Consider the following 18,641-nt stretch of genomic DNA (forward strand, 5'->3'; position numbering starts at 1 on the left):
GCATCTGATCTGCCATAACCCCCTTCTGCCATGAAACGTTTTTTGCTGCTGACTCTTGCCACCGTGGTATTGTTCATACTGGGCAGTGCTGCCTGGTATTATTCTAAAATGAAACCCGGCCGTACACCGGTGAAGCATAATGTAGCAGCCAACCTGCACAAAAAGCTCCTGCTTAAACTGGAATCGCGGGCAGCCCGGGCGAGAGACTATGCCGCCCGGCATAAATACAATACCGAGTTGTGCTTCCTGGTAGACATGAGCATTGAGTCGGGTAAGAACAGGCTGTTTGTATATGACCTGAAAAAAGATTCTATTACAGAAGCCGGACTGGTAACGCATGGTCGCTGCAATGAAGACTGGCTCAACGGACGCCGCTATGGCAATGAAGTGGGCTGCGGCTGTACTTCACTGGGCAGGTACAAGATCGGCGCCGCTTATAAAGGCAGGTTTGGCCTGGCCTATAAATTACACGGGCAGGATTCCACCAACAGCAATGCTTTTAAAAGATATGTAGTACTGCATTCCCATGAATGTGTACCCGTGGCAGAAGTAGATCCCTACCCCATCTGCCAGAGCGATGGCTGCCCTACTGTATCACCTGCTTTCTTAAAAAAATTAGCCGCAACGATTGATGCATCGCCGCGGCCAATATTGTTATGGATCTTTAACTAATAATCCAACACACCCATCTTTCCTATCTCATACTTCCTGATCGCTTCCTGGATCTCTTCAAAACTATTCATTACAAAAGGTCCATAACTGACTACTTTCTCTTTCAGCGGTTGTCCGCCGAATACGATCAGATCGGCATCACTAACAGCCGTAAATACCAACTGATCGCCATCAATATGAAAATCGGCCAATTGTCCAGCCTTCACTTCTTCTCCCAGCAATTTTATTTTTCCATCCAATACATATAAGGCCGAAGAGTACGAATTATCAACGGGCAGGGTAAACAAGGCGCCGGCTTTGAGCTTCACGTGGTGCAGGAACATCGGTGTATGGGTAGCAATGGGCGATGTTTGTCCCTTGTAACTACCGATCAAGGTTTTCACCCAGGCGCCTTCACCGGTTTGTTGGGGCAGGGTAGCCGAAGCATAATGCCGGAAAGAAGCATCCAGTGTTTTCTTATCGGCCGGCAGGTTGATCCATACCTGCAGTAACTGCACGGTACCACCCCGTTGCAGGAAAGCAGGTGTAGGGCCTTCTGAGTGTACGATACCATTGCCGGAAGTCATCCAGTTAACATCGCCACCGGTAGCCACCTGGTCGTGCCCTTTACTATCACGGTGAAAGAACTCACCATCCAGCAGGTAAGTCACCACTTCAAAGCCTGCATGGGGATGGGGCGGCAGTCTTACTTCCGAGCCGGCTTCGATCACATTAGGTTTCATATGGTGTATCAACAGGAACGGATCTACCTGTTTCAAGGTGCGGGCAGGCAATACATTCCTGATCCCGAACGGGCCTACCCTTTCATTGGTAGCATCTATAATCTGCGCTATTGTTCTGGTAGTCATACATACTCCTTTTTTGTTTAAATACAGTCAATAACAATAGGTTCGGCGTTTAAACACCAACTATTGTACCTATTCCGTATTGGCAGTAATAAGGGAGTATTTTACGCCGTTTCGTCAGTGGCGTCTTCACCGGTAGACGGTTCGTCAGCGGGGGGCTCCTGGCCAAACAATCCACCGATGGGTTGTTCATCGGAAGAGATGGCTGACGGGGGTTCCAGGCCCAGGGTCCTGGCGTCGAGGATGGGGTCTTCTTCGCGGTTCTCGTTGAATTCGAGAATAAAATTATTGCGGCCTTCCCCTACCATGAGGGTCATATATTTCATTTGTACCAGCTCCAGTATGGACAGGAAAAGGAAGATGGCATGAATACGGTCCTGGCAGATCTCAAACACCTTTTCAAAAGACACTACCTTTTCTTTCTTCACACTGCTCAGCATAAATTCCCGGCTATCGTCCATGGTATAGTTATACCGTACCACCGTATGCACGGGTTTTACATTACGCTGTTCCAGCCGCTTCATCACCTTCTCGAAGGTCTTCATCAGCTTGAAGAGCGTAATGGTTTGTATCTCAGTACCTTCACCGGTCTCTTCGCCAATGGTGGCCAGTTCCTTCTGAAGGTTACCACGCCTTACCATCAGCATGCGGATAGCTTCCATTTCGGCCATCTTCACCGCCGCTTCCTTATAGCGTTTGTACTCCAGGATCTTGTCAATCAGTTCCTGGCGGGGGTCTATTTCATTGCCCTGCTCATCCACTTCCTTGCGCGGCAACAGCATTTTGGCCTTGATGCGCATGAGGGTAGATACAAAGAGGATGAACTCACTGGACAACTCAATGTTCAATCCCTGCTCACCATGGATATAATCCATGAAATCCTTGATGATCTTGGTAATGGGTATATTGTAGATATCCAGTTCGTCCCGCTCAATAAAGAATAACAAGAGGTCGAAAGGGCCTTCAAACTGCGGTAACTTGATCTGGTAACTGGATTGATTCACACGAGCTTATTTAATAGATAAAAAGGGACCGGGAAGGTATTTGCCCTTCCCGTCTTCCCGCCTTTCGGGCAAAAAACCTTCCGGCAGAGCGGACAAATGTAAGGAAATCCCAGATCAGAATTTAGCAGAAATACCCACACCCAGCAATGACCTTATCTGGGTGGCAGCCGATGTTTTATCGGGGCCAAACTGGCGCACATCATCGTCGTATATAAGATCTAAGTTATAGGTAACATTCAGGAACTTATTTACTTTCATCACAATGGCATTGGTCCAGAAAACATCCACATTCTGGGGCTTGGCGCTGATCTTAGTTATTTGTAACTGATCGGGACCTGTGGGGGTAAACCGGTATGTTTTGAGGTAGTTGGAATACAGGTCAAGACGGCTCTTATAGATTACATTTTTAAGGATCTCTTTATTAAAGTTGACCGAGGCATAAGCGCCGGCCTCCATTTTTACTTCCCGGTCGGGATCAACGCCATAAAAGGTAGATAAAGGAGCTTCATAAGCGCCGCCATCGACGCCCGGATCACCGGCGGGATAAAAATAACTCTTAGGCTGATTGGTAACGATGACCAGGCGGGTAGAGATGGGAGAAACAAAAACGCTGAAATAGTCCACAGGGTGCCAGTCAATACCCGGCGCCACGACCAGATAAGCCGGGGCAAAAAAGCCTGATATCCGCCGTTGGTATCCTTTACCCCGGTAATTATAATCGAATCCGTCATAAAACTGGGTCCTGAAGTTAACCACTCCTGCTACGCTCAAGGTATTGGTCAGTTCATAGCCCGCTTTGCTGAACAGGTCAATCTTATCATCCGTTTTACGGTTGCCCTGTGAAGTGGTATTCACCATGGCATATCCCAGATCAAGGGTATTATCCCAAAAGAACCTGCCGGATTTTTTATTGGCATAGAGGCTTAAATAAGCGGCTACTGTGAAGGAGAACTTTTCAGCGCCGGCTGCCCAGTTGCGGCTGCCGCCCTGGCCTACATTGAGGGAAAAGACCCCTCCTTTCTTCCAGCCTGATTTATGGGATGTATCAGCCGCCAGCTTTTTCTCCGACTGGGCTTTCATATCTTTTACGCCTGCATCCTGGGCAAAGGCAATAACGTACGACACGCTGAATATCGTGAGCAAGAGCGATTTTCTCATATTATAAGATAGTTTGGTTTGGTATAAGGCTATTTTGAAGATACTCAAAATGCGGGAGATAACGCCCACATTTAACTCTTTTTCTTTAACTCATCGCGTATCTCAATCAGCAATTGTTCGGTTGCGGTAGGGGGTGCGGGTGCGGCAGGTGCAGCTTCCTGTTTACGCTTAAGACTATTGATCCCTTTTACCATGAAGAAAATGACCAGCGCCAGCAAAAGGAAGTTGATAGCTACCGTGATAAAGCTGCCATAGGCAAATACAGGCCCTAACTTCTGGGCTTCTGCCAATGCCAGATCACGTGGTATGCCCGATTTTAACGGCAGGTAGGCATTACTGAAATCAGGGGCGCCTACAATGGCCGCAACGATGGGCATCACAAGATCTTTAATCACTGAGTCAATGATCTTTCCAAAAGCTCCGCCGATAATCACACCCACCGCCAGATCAATAACATTGCCTTTGATAGCAAACTCCTTAAACTCTTTGATAAATCCCATGGTCAGTTGTTTTAACGGTTAGAAGATAAAAACCATCATAAATTTAGTAATATATAAGCGATAACCATAAAACGGATTATCCTTATAAAAAAATCCACCTGCCAGCACTATCAGAAACCTTCATTGCTTTTCTTCAATCCGGGGTATTTCATATCCAGCTTCTTCAAGGTGGCCAGCAGTTCCGAAGCTATCATGTATTCCTTATACCAGTTCTGATCGGCCGGCACAACGGTCCAGGGAATATCATTGCAATGTTCCAGGCAATCCTCATAAGCTTTCCGGTATTCCTTCCACAACTTTGCCTCCTTAAAGTCATTTTCATTGTACTTCCACTGCTTCGTTCGGTCCTGGATACGTTCCTGCAGCCGCTCCTGTTGTTCTTCGGGCGATACATGCAGGTAAAACTTCAATATCCGGGTACTGTTGTGCTCCTGTAACAACCGTTCAAAATCATTAATGGCCTTCATTCGTTTATAGGCCCCTTCATCATCAATCCATTTATGCACGCGCGTTATCAGTACATCCTCGTATTGTGAGCGGTTGAATATATGTATCATGCCTTTGGCAGGAACAACGGCATGTATGCGCCACAGGAAATCATGGCTCAGCTCCAGGGCGGTGGGTGTTTTGAATGATTTTACATTGATCCCCTGCGGGTTCATAGAAGTAAATACATTGCGTATCACGCCGTCCTTGCCACTGGCATCAGGCCCCTGTAAAATGACCAGTATGGCATGCTTGGATTCGGCAAACAACAGGTTCTGCAGTTCATCCAGTTCCTGCAATATTTCCTGTGTTTTTGTTTTGGTAGCTTCCTTATCGAAGTCTTTTGGCGCCCGCGTAGAGATATCATCCAGCCTGATCTTTCCCATAATTGGTATTTCAATTACTTAAGGTATTATATTTTAGGCGCATAAAAAAAGCCACTTCGGGGTGAAGTGGCTGATATGCTTTGGGTATAGTAAAAAAAACTATACGGTCATGATATCCTTTTCTTTGGCGGCAAGGTGTTTTTCCACCAGGGCAATGTACTTATCGGTCATTTCCTGTATGTTCTTTTCGGCATCCTTGGCTACGTCCTCACTGAGGCCGTTCTTTTGTAATTTCTTCACCTGCTCCATCGCATCGCGGCGGATATTACGGATGGCTACCTTGGAATGTTCTCCTTCGCCCTGGGCGCGCTTTACCAGTTCCCGGCGGCGCTCTTCGGTCAAAGGCGGCATGAACAGACGGATGATATTACCATCATTCTGGGGCGTAATGCCGATGTTGGCGTTGATGATGGAACGCTCAATAGGCTGCAACATATTCTTTTCCCAGGGCTGTATATTCAGCGTACGTGCATCCGCAACAGTAATATTGCCTACCTGGTTAATGGGGGTGGGCGTACCGTAATAATCCACCACAATACCATCTACAATATTGGGGTTGGCTTTACCGGCCCGCACCTTGATCAGTTCTGTTTCCAGGTGGTTAATGGCTTTTTCCATGGCTTCAAGCACATGTTCTTCAATTTTATTTAACTCGTCAGACATATATGTGAATATTAATGCGCTGCAAATGTAGGAAGAATACAGAAAACCAGAATCCAGAATTCAGCAGCCAGCAGCAAATGCACTCACTAATTCTTCTGCTCCAGGATGGTATCCTTCGTCAGGGGTACGATGCGGGAATTCTTATTTTCCGGTTCTACCGTGCGGGCTACAAACAGGCGGGGTTTGTGACGGGTATAATACAGGGCGGCAATGCCGGTAAAAAATATGATCAGCAGGGCCAGTATGATCCAGGTGCAGCCGGAATTGCGCAGGGCATAGGAAGTCACAATGGCAAACAGGTTGATGGATACCAGCAGCAAGGTAATACTGCGGTGTGAAAGCCCTTTATCCAGCAATAAATGGTGCACGTGGTTACGGTCGGGACTAAAGGGCGAGCGGCGGTTTACAATACGGATAGCAAATACCCGTAATGTATCCAGCAGCGGTATCATGAGGATGGCAAACCCGATAGCCGGTGAAGCCGCAATGGGATAAGGAATATTAACCGCATTGGCCACTTCAATGAATTTTACCACCAGTATGGAATTGATCAATCCTATTAGTAGCGACCCTGTATCGCCCATAAAGATCTTGGCGGGGTGAAAATTAAAGATGAGGAAGGCAGCCAGGCTACCCGCCAGGCTAAAGGCCAGGATAGAGTAGGCAGCCATATCCACCTGCAGGAAATAGAACCCGAAAACGGTAGCCGCCATCAATCCCAGGCTTCCGGCCAGGCCATCTATACCATCAATCAGGTTGAAGGAATTAATGATCACAATAACGGTAAAGTAGGTCAGGAGCAGGCTAAAGGATTCGGGCAATTCATGAATGCCCATAAAACCATGCATGCTTCTGATCTGTACACCGCCTTTATAAATGATCAGGAAAGCAGCCAGTACCTGCCCGATAAATTTTTTAATGGGTGATATAACCAGTATATCATCTTTTAAACCGAGGAAGAAGATCACAAAACAGGCGGCGAGGAAATATTGAAATTCGGGTGTAGCGTTGAACTGGATAGCAATCAGGCAGGCCATAATAAAGCCGGCAAAAATGCCCAACCCACCGAGCGAAGGAATAGGATTCTGGTGAATCTTCCGCTCATTAGGCAAATCGAAAAGTTTTTTTCTTTCCGCTACGGTTATAATTACCGGGATAGCTAAAAAAGTGATCGTAAAAGAAATAGCTATTGATAGTAATACATCAAACATCAGCCTGGTTATTGGTGACCAAATTTACATACGTGCTGCTAATCAGGGCCGTTGGGGGCAAATTTGATGCCGGGAGCAAAACTACGGCCTATTTCTGAAATAACAACTTCTGTAATAGATACTTTATTGTAAATAAGGAAGTTTTTAGACATAAAAATCAATAAAAAGTTTAGTCCCACTAATGGGCCAAATGCAAATTCATGTAGTTTTGCTTCCACATTTTAAAGACAGCTTATGCCCCCATTAAAAGACATTGCCACGCAGATTAGACGCGATATTGTTCGTATGGTACATGGCGCTGCCAGCGGTCACCCAGGCGGTTCCCTCGGATGCACAGATTACTTTACAGCCCTTTTCTTTAAAGTAATGCAGCACAACCCGCAATTCAATATGAACGCCACCAATGAGGATGTTTTCGTATTATCCAATGGTCATATTTCCCCGGTATACTATTCCACATTGGCCCGTTCCGGCTATTTTGATATTAAAGAATTATCTACTTTCCGCAAACTGAACTCCAGGTTACAGGGCCACCCTGCTACCCATGAGCACCTGCCCGGTATACGCATTGCCAGCGGTTCCCTCGGTCAGGGTATGAGTGTAGCTATTGGCGCTGCCCTTACCAAAAAGCTGAATGGTGAAAAGAATGTTGTGTATTCTTTACACGGAGATGGTGAACTGGATGAAGGCCAGAACTGGGAAGCCATCATGTTTGCCGCCCACCATAAGGTAGATAACCTCATCTCTACTGTTGACTGGAATGGCCAGCAAATTGACGGACCTACTAAAAAAGTAATGAACCTGCTTGACCTAGGCGCCAAGTTCGACGCTTTTGGCTGGGAAGTGATCAGGTTGGAAACAGGGAATGACGTAGAGGCAGTAGTAGCTGCCCTGGAAAAAGCCAAAACCTTTATTGGCAAAGGCAAGCCCATCGTTATCCTTATGACCACAGCCATGGGCAGTGGCGTTGACTTCATGCAGGGCTCCCATGAATGGCATGGCATCGCCCCCAATGATGAGCAATTGCAAAAGGCGTTGGCCCAATTGCCCGAAACATTGGGCGATTATTAGTAAGGACTTCTTAATTACTGTAAATAAAAAATCCGGCATGCGCATCAGACTTCGCATTCCGGATTTTCTTTTATAAACCCTCGTAGTTTTAAGCTCGTTGCCTTTATGCCTTGCTGCCTCGTTGCCTTTCCTCCTAACTCTTCAACTCTATCGGCTGCAGTGCTGCCTTGCGTGAAGGGAACCAGGAAGCGATCAATGCTACCAGCGATACAGTAGCAACGACCAACAGGAAATCGCCCGCCACCAGTTTTACAGGATAATAATCAATGAGGAAAGTGCCGCCTTCGAGGGAGATCAGGTGAAACTGTACCTGCGCCCAGCAAAAGAGCACGGCCAGTACAATACCAGTGATAGCGCCAATGCCTGCCAGCAGCAATCCTTCACTCAGAAATATCTTTTGTATCAGCCGGTTGTTGGCGCCCATGGCTTTCAACACCTGTATATCTTTTTGCTTTTCCAGTACCAGCATTGTCAATCCACCGATCATGGTAAAAGCAGAGACAATGAGCATTAAGGTAAGAATAGCATAGATGGCCCATTTCTCCAGCGTCATCACGCCGTACAGGCTCTTGTTTTGTTCATAGCGTGTTTCTACCACATAGTTGCCGCCAAAGAGCTGCCGCAGGTTCTTTACTACAGCGTCTCCCTTCCTTTCATCGGTAAGGGCAATCTCAAGGTGGCTGTACTCATTTTCCTTCAACCCCATCATCCGCCGCATGAAATCAATATTCGTAATGGCATACTTATTATCAATATCGGCCTGTATCAGGAAAGTGCCGCCGGTAGTAACATTGTCGGCAGCTACCGACTGGTACAGGTCGGTCACATTAACTGATGCACCCCCTTTGAATACATAAGCTACCAGCGGGAACATATTCTTGTCCGATTCCAGGTCCAGCGCTCCTTCCACTCCATTGCCCAATACAATAACAGGCCTGTCGGCTGTGCCGGTAGCATACTGGCCACGAACAATGTTCTGTGCAACGCCAGTAACCTTTGTATAATTTTCATCTACGCCTTTCAGTTCAACCGGCACCTGGATATCTCCATTCAGCAAAAGGGTTTTCTCTTCTATGATGCGCGTATAATGCACCACATCTTTCACCGCGCTCAACTGCTTCAGTTGTTCCGGTGATACCAGGATCGTTTTATTACCTGCTTTAGGGGAGATGAGTACATGGGGATAGAAAGAAGAATATAGGGACTTCACCAGCCCTTCAAACCCATTGAACACACTGAGCACTACAATAAAGGCAAAGGTGATACACATAATGGCCACCATACTGATCCATGCAATGACATTGATGGCATTGGTCGACTTCTTTGCTTTAAAATAGCGCCAGGCGAAAAGGAAATTCATTAAAACTGTTTTGAGTTTCGGGTTTGTAGTTTCGGGTTGCTACCGCACTTTCCTGTCCCTGCACTGGCGCAAGCATGCAGCGCTGACAAGTGTGGGGCGTGCTTGTGCCTACTCACTACTCTTCACTTCCCTCTTCCTTCTTATCGTCATTGATCTTCTTAAACAGGTTTTCCATCTTAAACACATGGTCCAGCGTATCGTCCAGGTAAAACCTCAGTTCGGGCATGCGGCGAAGTTGTTTGGCCACCCGGGCGGTGAGCTCCTTTTTGATCTCCCAGGCTCTTTCCTCAATCTTCTTCAGCGTAGCCTGCGGGTCGCCAGTCTGGAACAGGCTCAGGTAAATGCGGGCTTCCAGCAGGTCGGGCGTTACTTTTACCGTAACGATAGACACCATGCCACCATTGATCATCGTGAGCCCCAGGCGCTGGAAAATGGCATTGAGCTCTTCATTCAACAGGCCGGCTATTTGTTTTTGTCGCTTCCCTTCTTGCATATCCTTAACGATTTTATCGTGGTAAAATTAGTTACTTTGCGCTGTTTATGGCCATTCCTGGCGCAGATTAGCACAACAAACAGCGTATTTAACTGTAAAAGGACAGGCAAGGACCCTATTATTGAACTATTTTAACATTCATGAAGCGATTTTCAACGATTCTCTTTTACCTCCGTGACCAGAAAGGGAAAATGGGCTTATACTTACTGTTCAACTTATTATCCGTTTTGTTCTCACTCGTGTCATTGGGTATGCTGGCCCCTTTCCTGCAATTGTTGTTTGGCATAGAGCAGACCATCGTGAAAGAGCCGGTATTTGAATTCAACTCCACGGGTATCATGGACTACCTCAAATACCAACTGGGACAATTGATCGTCATCCACGGACGTGAGCGGGCACTGGCAATCATTTGTACGGTATTGATCATATCCATTCTTTTCAAAAACCTGTTCTATTACTTTTCTCTCCGGGTAATGGTACCGCTCCGGAACCGGGTAATGACCAAGTTCAGGCGCGATATGTATGGGAAGATCCTCATCCTGCCCATCGGTTTTTTTACCGAACAACGCAAAGGCGATATCATGTCCCGCATGAGTAACGACATGAACGAAATTGAATGGAGCGTTGTGGGCACCCTTGAAGGACTTATCCGGGAACCGCTGACCATATTAATCATTCTATTTTGGCTGGTCTTCTTAAGCCCCACGCTCTCTTTATTCCTGGTAGTATTACTACCCCTGATGGGCTTTATCATTGGCCGGATAAGCCGTAGCCTGAGAAAACAATCCACTATGGCCCAGGAACAACAGGGATTGCTATTGTCTGTCCTCGATGAAACACTCACCGGCCTGCGGGTGATCAAAGCCTTCAATGCTGAAAAACTGCTGGGCAACCGCTTTTTTACTACCAACAATCTCCTGCACAACCTCCGGGTGAAAATGTCATTCCGCCGTGACCTGGCCTCTCCCATATCTGAATTCCTGGGCGTACTCACCCTAAGCTGCATCCTGTGGTTTGGCGGCAAGCTGGTATTTGACAATTACATAGAACCTGCGGCCTTCATCACCTATGTGGTATTCTTCACCCAGATCATCAACCCTGCCAAAGCCTTGTCAACCGCCTTCTACAATGCACAACGTGGTGCGGCTGCCATTCAAAGAATAGAAGAAATACTCAAAGCGCCGCTGGCCGTGGAAGAAGCCGCCAATCCCAAACAACTCGCTACCTTCCAAAAATCTATTGAGTTCCGCAATGTGACCTTCAAATATGAAGACATCACCATCCTCGATAATATCAACCTCACCATTGAAAAAGGAAAGACCATTGCCCTGGTAGGTTCCAGCGGCGCCGGTAAATCGACCCTGGCCGACCTGGTGCCCCGCTTTCACGATGTAACCAGTGGTGAGTTGCTCATTGACGGGGTTAACATTAAAGATTATTCTTTACTATCCCTCCGTGATCAGATGGGGATTGTAACGCAGGAACCCATCCTGTTCAATGATACCATTGCCAGCAATATTGCACTGGGCAACCCCGTAGCCACCATTGATGAAATTGAAGAAGCAGCCCGCATTGCCAATGCCCATGATTTCATCATGCACAAGGAAGACAATTACCAAACGAATATCGGCGACCGCGGCAACAAACTGAGTGGTGGTGAACGTCAACGGGTAACTATTGCCCGGGCGGTACTCAAGAACCCGCCCATCTTAATACTCGACGAAGCCACTTCTTCGCTCGATACAGAAAGTGAGCGACTGGTACAGGATGCCATTAACAAAATGATGGCCAACCGCACCAGCATTGTCATTGCCCACCGCCTCAGCACCATCCGTCACGCCGATGAGATCATCGTACTGCAAAAAGGAAAGATCGTTGAACGGGGTACTCACGATCAATTACTTGGCCAGGACGGCTTCTATAAAAGACTGGTAGAAATGCAGGAAGTAAAATAGAACCTCTTTTAACCACTTATCACAAACCAATCCCTTCTCCGCCCCCAATTCACTCATTTTCGTACATTCACCCCTGCAATATTTCATTACATGAGAAAGCTAATTCTATCCGGCACAGCCTGCCTGCTGTTACTGGCTGTTGCCTTATCGTCAACGGCACAAAAGAATTTCACGTACGATCAGCTATTTAAAAATGCTGCGTCCAATACCACCAAACCGCTCCCCGTTATCCGCGGATGGGTGGATGATGAACACTATATCGAATTACAAAAAGATACAGCCGGTAAAACCGTCTTCCTTTCCGTAGATGTTAAAACGGGTAAGTCGCAACCCTACACCGGTCCCGTTCCTGCCGAACCACGGCAGCAAACGGTACCCTCCATTGGTGTGTCGGATGCCCGCAACATCACCACCTCCCCCGACGGGAAATGGGTGGCCTATACCCGGAAAGACAATAACCTCTACGCCATGGACCTGGCGTCCAAAGAGGTTGTACAAATCACCCAAGATGGCTCGGAAACCATCCTTAACGGTTATGCCTCCTGGGTATACTATGAAGAAATACTCGGGCGCGGCAGCCGCTATAAAGCATTCTGGTGGAGTCCCGACAGCAAACGCATTTGCTACATGCGCTTTGATGATGCGCAGGTGCCTGTATTTCCCATCTACGTATTGGATGGCCAGGATGGCTATCTCGAAAACGAACGTTATCCCAAAGCCGGTGAAAAGAACCCCGAAGTAAGAGTGGGCATTGCTACCGTAACCACCGGTGCTACTGTATGGGCCGACTTCAACCCGAAAGATGATCAATATTTCGGCACTCCCTTCTGGACACCGGAAGGTCAGCTATGGGTGCAATGGATGAACCGCGGGCAGGATAACCTGAAGATCTATACTATAGATTTTACCAAAGGGGCCAAAAAAGAAGTATATGATGAAAAGCAAAAAACATGGATCGACCTTGACGAAGCTGCCCGCATAGAATTCCTGGCTGCCGGCAAAGGCTTTATCCTCAAGAGTGATAAAGATGACTGGGAAAACCTGTATTACCATGATGCTACCGGTAAGCTCATCAACCAGGTTACTACCGGTAACTTCTGGGGTACTTCCATTACCAAAGTAGATGAGAAGGCAAAGCTCATTTACTTCCGTGCACGCAAAGAAAACTCTGCCCGCTTTGATTTCTATAAAGTAGGGCTCGATGGTAAGGGACTCACCCGCCTGAGCTTTGGTGAATACTCCCATGACCAGGTCAACCTTTCACCCAACGGTAAATATTTCATCACCACCTATTCCAATCTCACCACGCCTACCACCATGGCCCTGGCCGATGCCAAAGGCAAGGTGATCCGTACACTGGGCGATAGCAAGGGAAGCGATTTTGACACTTATGCCTTACCCAAATCGGAACTGGTGCGCGTAAAATCAGGAGATGATGTGTTTGATCTGCCCATGATCATTACTTACCCGGTGAACTTCGATCCCAATAAAAAATACCCGGTACTCATCAGCATCTATGGCGGGCCCAATTCCGGTACGGTATATGACCGCTGGCGTGGTTCCGGCATTTCCCAATGGTGGGCGCAGGAAGGTATTATACAGGTGGCTTTCGACAACCGCAGCAGCGGCCACTTTGGTAAAGCGGGACTGAACTATATCCACCGCCAGCTCGGCAAATGGGAAATAGAAGACTACATGACCTGTGGCAAATGGCTGCGCAAACAAGCCTGGGTAGACACTACGAAGGTAGCTATGACCGGCGGCAGCTTCGGCGGTTATATGACCTGTATGGCGCTCACGTATGGCGCCGATGTATTTACACACGGTGTAGCCAATGCGTCTGTTACCGACTGGCACTTCTATGATACGCACTATACAGAACGCTTCATGGATACCCCGCAGGAAAATCCGGAGGGTTATAAAAATACAGCTCCGATGGCCTATGCTGAAAAGTACAAGGGCCTGCTGCGTATCGTGCATGGTACCTCTGACGATAACGTACACATGCAAAACAGTCTTACCCTCATAGACAAAATGCAGAACCTGGGTAAGCATTTTGAGTTCATGGTGTACCCGGGTGAAAGACATGGCATCGGCGCCAATAACATGAAGAAGGGGCAGCATAACCGCAATGAGGCTTATGCTTTCTGGTACCAGAACCTGCTGGGCAAACCGCTGCCAGCCGTATTCACCGGTACTACCACTACTCCGGCACCAAGAGGATTCTGATATTCCAACAACATATCTTGCTCTGTCTGAAAGAGACCGTCGCATGACGGTCTTTTTTTATACTACTCACCTTTTCCCATCATGCTCTGCCTCTTATAAACGAAAAAAGGTCGCTTTGCAGCAACCTGTTTTATAGGCTAATAATGTTAAGAAACAATTATTTATTCATCATCTGTTTCGCCTCGATGCTCAAGGTAGCATGTGGCACTGCTTTTAACCGGGCTTTGTCAATCAGCTTTCCGGTAACACGGCAAATACCATATGTTTTATTCTCGATGCGCATCATGGCTTTCTCCAGGTGATCAATATAATTGATCTGGCGACTGGCCATTTGGGCCAACTGCTCCCGTTCCATGCTCATGCTACCATCTTCCATGGTCATGTAACGGTTTTCGGTTTCATCTCCACCCATTTCATCCTTGCGGGTGATCAAACCTTGCAGATAAGAAAGTTCTTTCTTAGCCTGTTCCAGTTTTTTTAAGATCAGTTCTTTGAACTCTGCTAATTCGGCATCGCTGTAACGCATGGTCGGTCCTGTTTGAGTGTTTTCTGGTTGATCCAATACGGATTTCGTAAACTCCGGTTCATACTTTCGAACCGTTTTCGTTTTAATTTCAGGAATTACCACCTTCACTGGTTTGGCGGGTGCTACCGGCTTTTTGGGCGGCGGCGGGGGCGGGACCGGGTCAGGTTTCCTTACTTCCTCTTTCGGTACTTCGGGTTTCTTTTCCACTTTCACGGGTTCAGGAACAGTTTTTTTCACCAATGGTTTTGGTTCGGGTTTTACAACTTTAGCGGCAGGTTTAACAACCACAGCATGTTTATTAGCAGCCGGCTTCTTGTCCGGAACAGCTTTACTGCCATTGGGTTTGGCCGTCGGCTTCGCAGCTTTGACTACGGGCTTGGGAGCAGGCTTACTAACTTTACCAGCAGGTTTGGCAGCAGGCTTTTTAGCCGGCGCTGCCTTCTTAGGTGCAATCGTTTTTTTAGCTGGCTTAGCTGCTTTCTTCTTGGTTGCCATACTGTTAGGCTTTTTTTATAACGAACACTTTTAGTGAAATATCGTTCACCTCAATTTCAGTGCCATTGGGCAATTCGGGTACCAATTCCAATGTGTCTGCCAAAATTTCGGCGCAAATATAGTTATTAAATTGGGCTATTGACTGTTTCAGATCCTGGTGATTGGTGACCTGTACTGCAATCCTGTCAGTCAATTCATAGCCATTATCCTTTCGAATTTTCTGGATACGATTAACCAATTCGCGGGCATTGCCTTCGTTGATCAACTCGGGGGTTACGGTTACGTCGAGTGCTACGGTCAGAGAGTCTTTGTTGGCTACCATCCAGCCGGGAATATCCTCGCTGGCGATCTCCACTTCATTAACCTGTAATATTAAGGGTTCGTTATCAATAAACAATGAAATAGACCCTTCTTTTTCTAAACGGGCGATATCTTCCTGTGAAAAACCGGCCAAAGCGGCAGCTACGGCCTTCATTTTACCCCCCAGCTTCTTACCCAGGGCTGTATAATTGGGCTTGATCTTCTTTTTGATAAACCCGGCATCTTCCGTGAGATACTGAATCTCCTTCACGTTTACTTCGCTCTTGATCAGGTCTTCTATCCGCACAACCTGGTCCTTCATACCCGGATTCAATACCGGTATCAGGATCTTTTGCAGGGGTTGACGCACCTTGATATTCACTTTTTTGCGGAGTGATAATACCAGTGACGAAATGTCCTGCGCCAGTTGCATCCGCTCCTCCAGGGAGCTATCAATGGCCGCCTCATTAGCCTTGGGGTACAAAGCATGGTGTACCGATTGTTCTTTATGTCGGCCGGTTACCGCATTCAGGTTCCTGAACAGCATATCGCTGAAGAAGGGCGAAATGGGCGCCATCAGTTTCGCAATGGTTTCCAGGCACTCATACAGGGTTTGGTATGCGCAGATCTTATCCAGCTCATACTCCCCTTTCCAGAAACGGCGGCGGCAAAGGCGCACATACCAGTTGCTAAGATGCTCATCCACAAACTCTTCCACTACCCGGCCAGCCTGGGTAGGCTCATAATCATCCATATATTCCGTGGCCTTCTTAATCACCGTATTGAGCGAGGAAAGGACCCAGCGGTCTATTTCCGGGCGCTGCTCCAGGGGCACATAAGCCTCCCTGAAGGCAAAACCGTCCACATTGGAATACAGGGCAAAGAACTGGTAAGTATTATACAGGGTACCGAAGAACTTGCGCTGCACCTCTTTAATACCATCCAGGTCAAACTTCAGGTTATCCCAGGGAGAGGCATTCGTGATCAGGTACCAGCGGGTGGCATCGGCCCCAAATTGCTCGATCGTCTTGAACGGGTCTACCACATTCCCCAGACGTTTACTCATCTTGGCGCCAGTCTTATCCAGCACCAGGCCGTTGGACACGCAGGTCTTATAAGCCACACTTTCATACAGTAAAGAAGAAATAGCGTGCAGGGTATAGAACCAGCCGCGGGTTTGGTCCACCCCTTCGGCGATGAAATCAGCCGGGTAGTTCTGGTCAAAAGGCGCTTTGAACGGACACGGGTCGCCCGCCGCCAGCTTGTCATAATCCAGTCCCCACTGGGCATAAGGCATCGCGCCACTGTCGAACCATACGTCAATCAGGTCGGATACGCGCTTCATGGGTTTGCCGGAGGCGCTCACCAGCACAATCTCATCCACATAAGGCTTGTGCAGGTCCAGGATACCTTCATGCAGGTAGTTCTTATTCACCTCGCCACCCAGCACTTCATTGGCTTTCTTAATAGCCGCATTCAGTTCACCGATCGAACCTATACATACTTCCTCCGCTCCATCTTCCGTTCTCCATACCGGCAGGGGGGTACCCCAGAAACGGCTACGGCTCAGGTTCCAGTCCACCATATTCTCCAGCCAGTTGCCAAAGCGGCCCTCACCGGTGGATTTGGGTTTCCAGTTGATCGTTTTATTCAGCTCCACCATTTTATCCTTCAGGGCGGTGGTTTTGATAAACCAGGCATCCAGCGGATAATACAATACCGGCTTATCGGTACGCCAGCAATGGGGGTAATTGTGTTCGTACTTCTCTATCTTAAAAGCACGGTTCTCTTTCTTCAGCTTTACGCAGATATCAACATTCACATCTACGTAATTCGGTTCGTTTTTATAATCCTTTACATAGCGGTGGCTAAACTCGCCCAGGCCCTCAACAAACTTACCTTGCTTGTCGACCAACACCAGCTTTTCTCTTTTTCCGTATTCATTGATACCTGTGAAATATCCAATGCCATACTTTGTACCTACCCGGTAATCATCGGCGCCGAAGTCGGGAGCTGTATGCACGATACCGGTACCATCTTCGGTAGTCACAAAATCACCCACCAATACCTGGAATGGCTTTGGATCGGGCATACTGTAACTGATGGATTCCGGCGAATTGGCCTCAAAAGGCAGCAACTGCTCATAGTGCGCGCCTTCTATATCCCTGCCTTTAAATTCAGCCAGTATCTTCCAGGGTAATAACTTATCGCCTTCCTTATAGGCGCTGAAGTCGGCAGTTTCACCTTCGGGTTTGAAATACTTACCCAACAGGTCTTTCGCCAGCACCACGTTTATAGGCAGGTGCGTATAAGGATTAAACGTTTTTACCAGTACATAATTAATATTACCACCAACTGTCAGGCCCAGGTTGGAAGGCAGCGTCCAGGGAGTGGTCGTCCACGCCATGAAGAAAACCTCAGCTCCTTCGCCCGCAACTTTAAACAGGAATTCCGTCTTCGCATCCTGCTTTGCTTTAAACATCACTACCGCTGAAGTATCCTTCACGATCTTATAAGTGCCCGGCTGGTTCAGCTCATGTGAGCTTAAACCGGTACCGGCAGCAGGTGAATAAGGCTGGATGCTCACACTTTCATACAGCAGGCCTTTCTTATACAAGGTGCTCAGTATCCACCACAGGGTCTCCACATACTTATTATCGAAAGTGATATAAGGATCATTCAGGTCTACCCAATAACCCATCTTGCGGGTAATATCATCCCACTTGTCCTTATACCGCAATACCGCTTCCCGGCATTTCTGATTGTACTCCTCCACGGAGATCTTCCTGCCAATATCTTCTTTGGTAATGCCCAGTTCCTTTTCCACGCCCAACTCAATCGGCAGACCGTGGGTATCCCAGCCTCCTTTCCGTTTTACCTGGAAGCCCTGCATCGTTTTATACCGGCATACCAAGTCCTTCAGGGTACGGCTGATAACGTGGTGAATGCCGGGCATACCATTGGCACTGGGCGGTCCCTCATAAAATACGAAGGGGGTTGCCCCATCCCGTACCGACATACTTTTTTCAAAAGCCTGTTGCTCATTCCACAAGGCCAGTATTTCCTGCTCCATGGCAGGTAAATTCAAATGCGAAAACTCTCTGTATTTGGATGACATAATTTCTTTAGCGTAAAGCCGGGTAAAACTGTAATTAAAAAGTGTGCAAAGTTACAGAAATATACTATATAGGGCTGCTTCAGGGCCGTATCTGTAGGGTTAGGCTCAAATGCGTCCAATCAAATTATAAAATACCAAAATATGGCAATAGCTACAGAGGGTGATATTG

At 47.5% G+C, this 18,641-nt stretch carries 15 protein-coding genes; 4 read left to right on the forward strand and 11 right to left on the reverse strand.

The features are described 5' to 3' along the window. Nucleotides 1-30 precede the first annotated feature (30 nt). On the forward strand, nt 31-672 hold the full coding sequence (locus tag HB364_RS03060; protein ID WP_167286423.1) for a murein L,D-transpeptidase catalytic domain-containing protein: 642 nt from the start codon (nt 31-33) through the stop codon (nt 670-672). Here HB364_RS03060 and HB364_RS03065 read toward each other — a convergent pair. From HB364_RS03065 to HB364_RS03095, 7 genes are all read right to left on the reverse strand, one after another. Next, a complete protein-coding gene (locus HB364_RS03065) occupies nt 669-1,520 on the reverse strand; it encodes a pirin family protein (protein ID WP_167286424.1) in 852 nt (283 codons plus the stop codon). The two genes, HB364_RS03060 and HB364_RS03065, sit on opposite strands and share 4 nt — an antisense overlap. Nucleotides 1,521-1,621: 101 nt before the next feature. Beyond that, nucleotides 1,622-2,521: a segregation and condensation protein A gene (locus HB364_RS03070; RefSeq protein WP_167286425.1), complete on the reverse strand. Its 900-nt coding sequence runs from the start codon at nt 2,519-2,521 to the stop codon at nt 1,622-1,624. A gap of 114 nt (nt 2,522-2,635) precedes the next feature. Continuing rightward, entirely contained in the window at nt 2,636-3,679 is a 1,044-nt protein-coding gene (locus HB364_RS03075; protein ID WP_167286426.1) for a DUF3078 domain-containing protein, read from the reverse strand. Between the two features lie 71 nt (nt 3,680-3,750). Next, complete coding sequence (gene mscL, locus HB364_RS03080; RefSeq protein WP_167286427.1) at nt 3,751-4,179, reverse strand: large conductance mechanosensitive channel protein MscL; 429 nt, start codon at nt 4,177-4,179, stop codon at nt 3,751-3,753. 110 nt (nt 4,180-4,289) lie between these two features. Beyond that, nucleotides 4,290-5,051: a PPK2 family polyphosphate kinase gene (locus HB364_RS03085; protein WP_167286428.1), complete on the reverse strand. Its 762-nt coding sequence runs from the start codon at nt 5,049-5,051 to the stop codon at nt 4,290-4,292. A gap of 99 nt (nt 5,052-5,150) precedes the next feature. Further along, a complete protein-coding gene (frr, locus tag HB364_RS03090; RefSeq protein ID WP_167286429.1) occupies nt 5,151-5,714 on the reverse strand; it encodes a ribosome recycling factor in 564 nt (187 codons plus the stop codon). Nucleotides 5,715-5,800: 86 nt separating this feature from the next. Further along, nucleotides 5,801-6,925 (reverse strand): MraY family glycosyltransferase, encoded by a 1,125-nt coding sequence (locus HB364_RS03095; protein WP_167286430.1) that lies wholly within the window; start codon nt 6,923-6,925, stop codon nt 5,801-5,803. 234 nt (nt 6,926-7,159) lie between these two features. On the opposite strand from HB364_RS03095, the gene HB364_RS03100 reads away from it, so the two are divergent. After that, nucleotides 7,160-7,996, forward strand: coding sequence for a transketolase (locus HB364_RS03100; protein ID WP_167286431.1), 837 nt, complete (start codon nt 7,160-7,162; stop codon nt 7,994-7,996). Nucleotides 7,997-8,129: 133 nt separating this feature from the next. On the opposite strand, the gene HB364_RS03105 is transcribed toward HB364_RS03100, so the two are convergent. Both HB364_RS03105 and rbfA read right to left on the reverse strand, forming a co-directional pair. Further along, on the reverse strand, nt 8,130-9,356 hold the full coding sequence (locus HB364_RS03105; protein ID WP_167286432.1) for an FtsX-like permease family protein: 1,227 nt from the start codon (nt 9,354-9,356) through the stop codon (nt 8,130-8,132). Between the two features lie 115 nt (nt 9,357-9,471). Then, nucleotides 9,472-9,849 carry a 30S ribosome-binding factor RbfA gene (gene rbfA, locus HB364_RS03110; RefSeq protein WP_167286433.1) on the reverse strand — a complete coding sequence of 126 codons (378 nt, stop codon included), beginning with the start codon at nt 9,847-9,849 and terminating at the stop codon, nt 9,472-9,474. Nucleotides 9,850-9,989: 140 nt separating this feature from the next. Between rbfA and HB364_RS03115 the strand changes: the two genes are divergently transcribed. Then, a complete protein-coding gene (locus tag HB364_RS03115; RefSeq protein ID WP_167286434.1) occupies nt 9,990-11,804 on the forward strand; it encodes an ABC transporter ATP-binding protein in 1,815 nt (604 codons plus the stop codon). A 90-nt stretch (nt 11,805-11,894) separates the two neighbouring features. Continuing rightward, nucleotides 11,895-14,033: a S9 family peptidase gene (locus tag HB364_RS03120; protein ID WP_167286435.1), complete on the forward strand. Its 2,139-nt coding sequence runs from the start codon at nt 11,895-11,897 to the stop codon at nt 14,031-14,033. A gap of 157 nt (nt 14,034-14,190) precedes the next feature. On the opposite strand, the gene HB364_RS03125 is transcribed toward HB364_RS03120, so the two are convergent. Beyond that, nucleotides 14,191-15,054, reverse strand: a complete 864-nt coding sequence (locus HB364_RS03125) for a TraR/DksA family transcriptional regulator (RefSeq protein WP_167286436.1) — start codon at nt 15,052-15,054, stop codon at nt 14,191-14,193. A gap of 4 nt (nt 15,055-15,058) precedes the next feature. After that, nucleotides 15,059-18,472, reverse strand: a complete 3,414-nt coding sequence (ileS, locus tag HB364_RS03130; RefSeq protein ID WP_167286437.1) for an isoleucine--tRNA ligase — start codon at nt 18,470-18,472, stop codon at nt 15,059-15,061. Nucleotides 18,473-18,641 lie beyond the last annotated feature (169 nt).

This window comes from Paraflavitalea devenefica (assembly GCF_011759375.1).
Classification (GTDB): domain Bacteria; phylum Bacteroidota; class Bacteroidia; order Chitinophagales; family Chitinophagaceae; genus Paraflavitalea; species Paraflavitalea devenefica.

Excerpts from the sequence above, each read along its gene's own strand:
- HB364_RS03060 (WP_167286423.1), top strand. The coding sequence starts at position 31 with ATGAAACGTTTTTTGCTGCTGACTCTTGCCACCGTGGTATTGTTCATA.
- HB364_RS03065 (WP_167286424.1), bottom strand. The coding sequence starts at position 1,520 with ATGACTACCAGAACAATAGCGCAGATTATAGATGCTACCAATGAAAGG.
- HB364_RS03075 (WP_167286426.1), bottom strand. The coding sequence starts at position 3,679 with ATGAGAAAATCGCTCTTGCTCACGATATTCAGCGTGTCGTACGTTATT.
- mscL (WP_167286427.1), bottom strand. The coding sequence starts at position 4,179 with ATGGGATTTATCAAAGAGTTTAAGGAGTTTGCTATCAAAGGCAATGTT.
- HB364_RS03085 (WP_167286428.1), bottom strand. The coding sequence starts at position 5,051 with ATGGGAAAGATCAGGCTGGATGATATCTCTACGCGGGCGCCAAAAGAC.
- frr (WP_167286429.1), bottom strand. The coding sequence starts at position 5,714 with ATGTCTGACGAGTTAAATAAAATTGAAGAACATGTGCTTGAAGCCATG.
- HB364_RS03095 (WP_167286430.1), bottom strand. The coding sequence starts at position 6,925 with ATGTTTGATGTATTACTATCAATAGCTATTTCTTTTACGATCACTTTT.
- HB364_RS03100 (WP_167286431.1), top strand. The coding sequence starts at position 7,160 with ATGCCCCCATTAAAAGACATTGCCACGCAGATTAGACGCGATATTGTT.
- HB364_RS03105 (WP_167286432.1), bottom strand. The coding sequence starts at position 9,356 with ATGAATTTCCTTTTCGCCTGGCGCTATTTTAAAGCAAAGAAGTCGACC.
- rbfA (WP_167286433.1), bottom strand. The coding sequence starts at position 9,849 with ATGCAAGAAGGGAAGCGACAAAAACAAATAGCCGGCCTGTTGAATGAA.
- HB364_RS03115 (WP_167286434.1), top strand. The coding sequence starts at position 9,990 with ATGAAGCGATTTTCAACGATTCTCTTTTACCTCCGTGACCAGAAAGGG.
- HB364_RS03120 (WP_167286435.1), top strand. The coding sequence starts at position 11,895 with ATGAGAAAGCTAATTCTATCCGGCACAGCCTGCCTGCTGTTACTGGCT.
- HB364_RS03125 (WP_167286436.1), bottom strand. The coding sequence starts at position 15,054 with ATGGCAACCAAGAAGAAAGCAGCTAAGCCAGCTAAAAAAACGATTGCA.
- ileS (WP_167286437.1), bottom strand. The coding sequence starts at position 18,472 with ATGTCATCCAAATACAGAGAGTTTTCGCATTTGAATTTACCTGCCATG.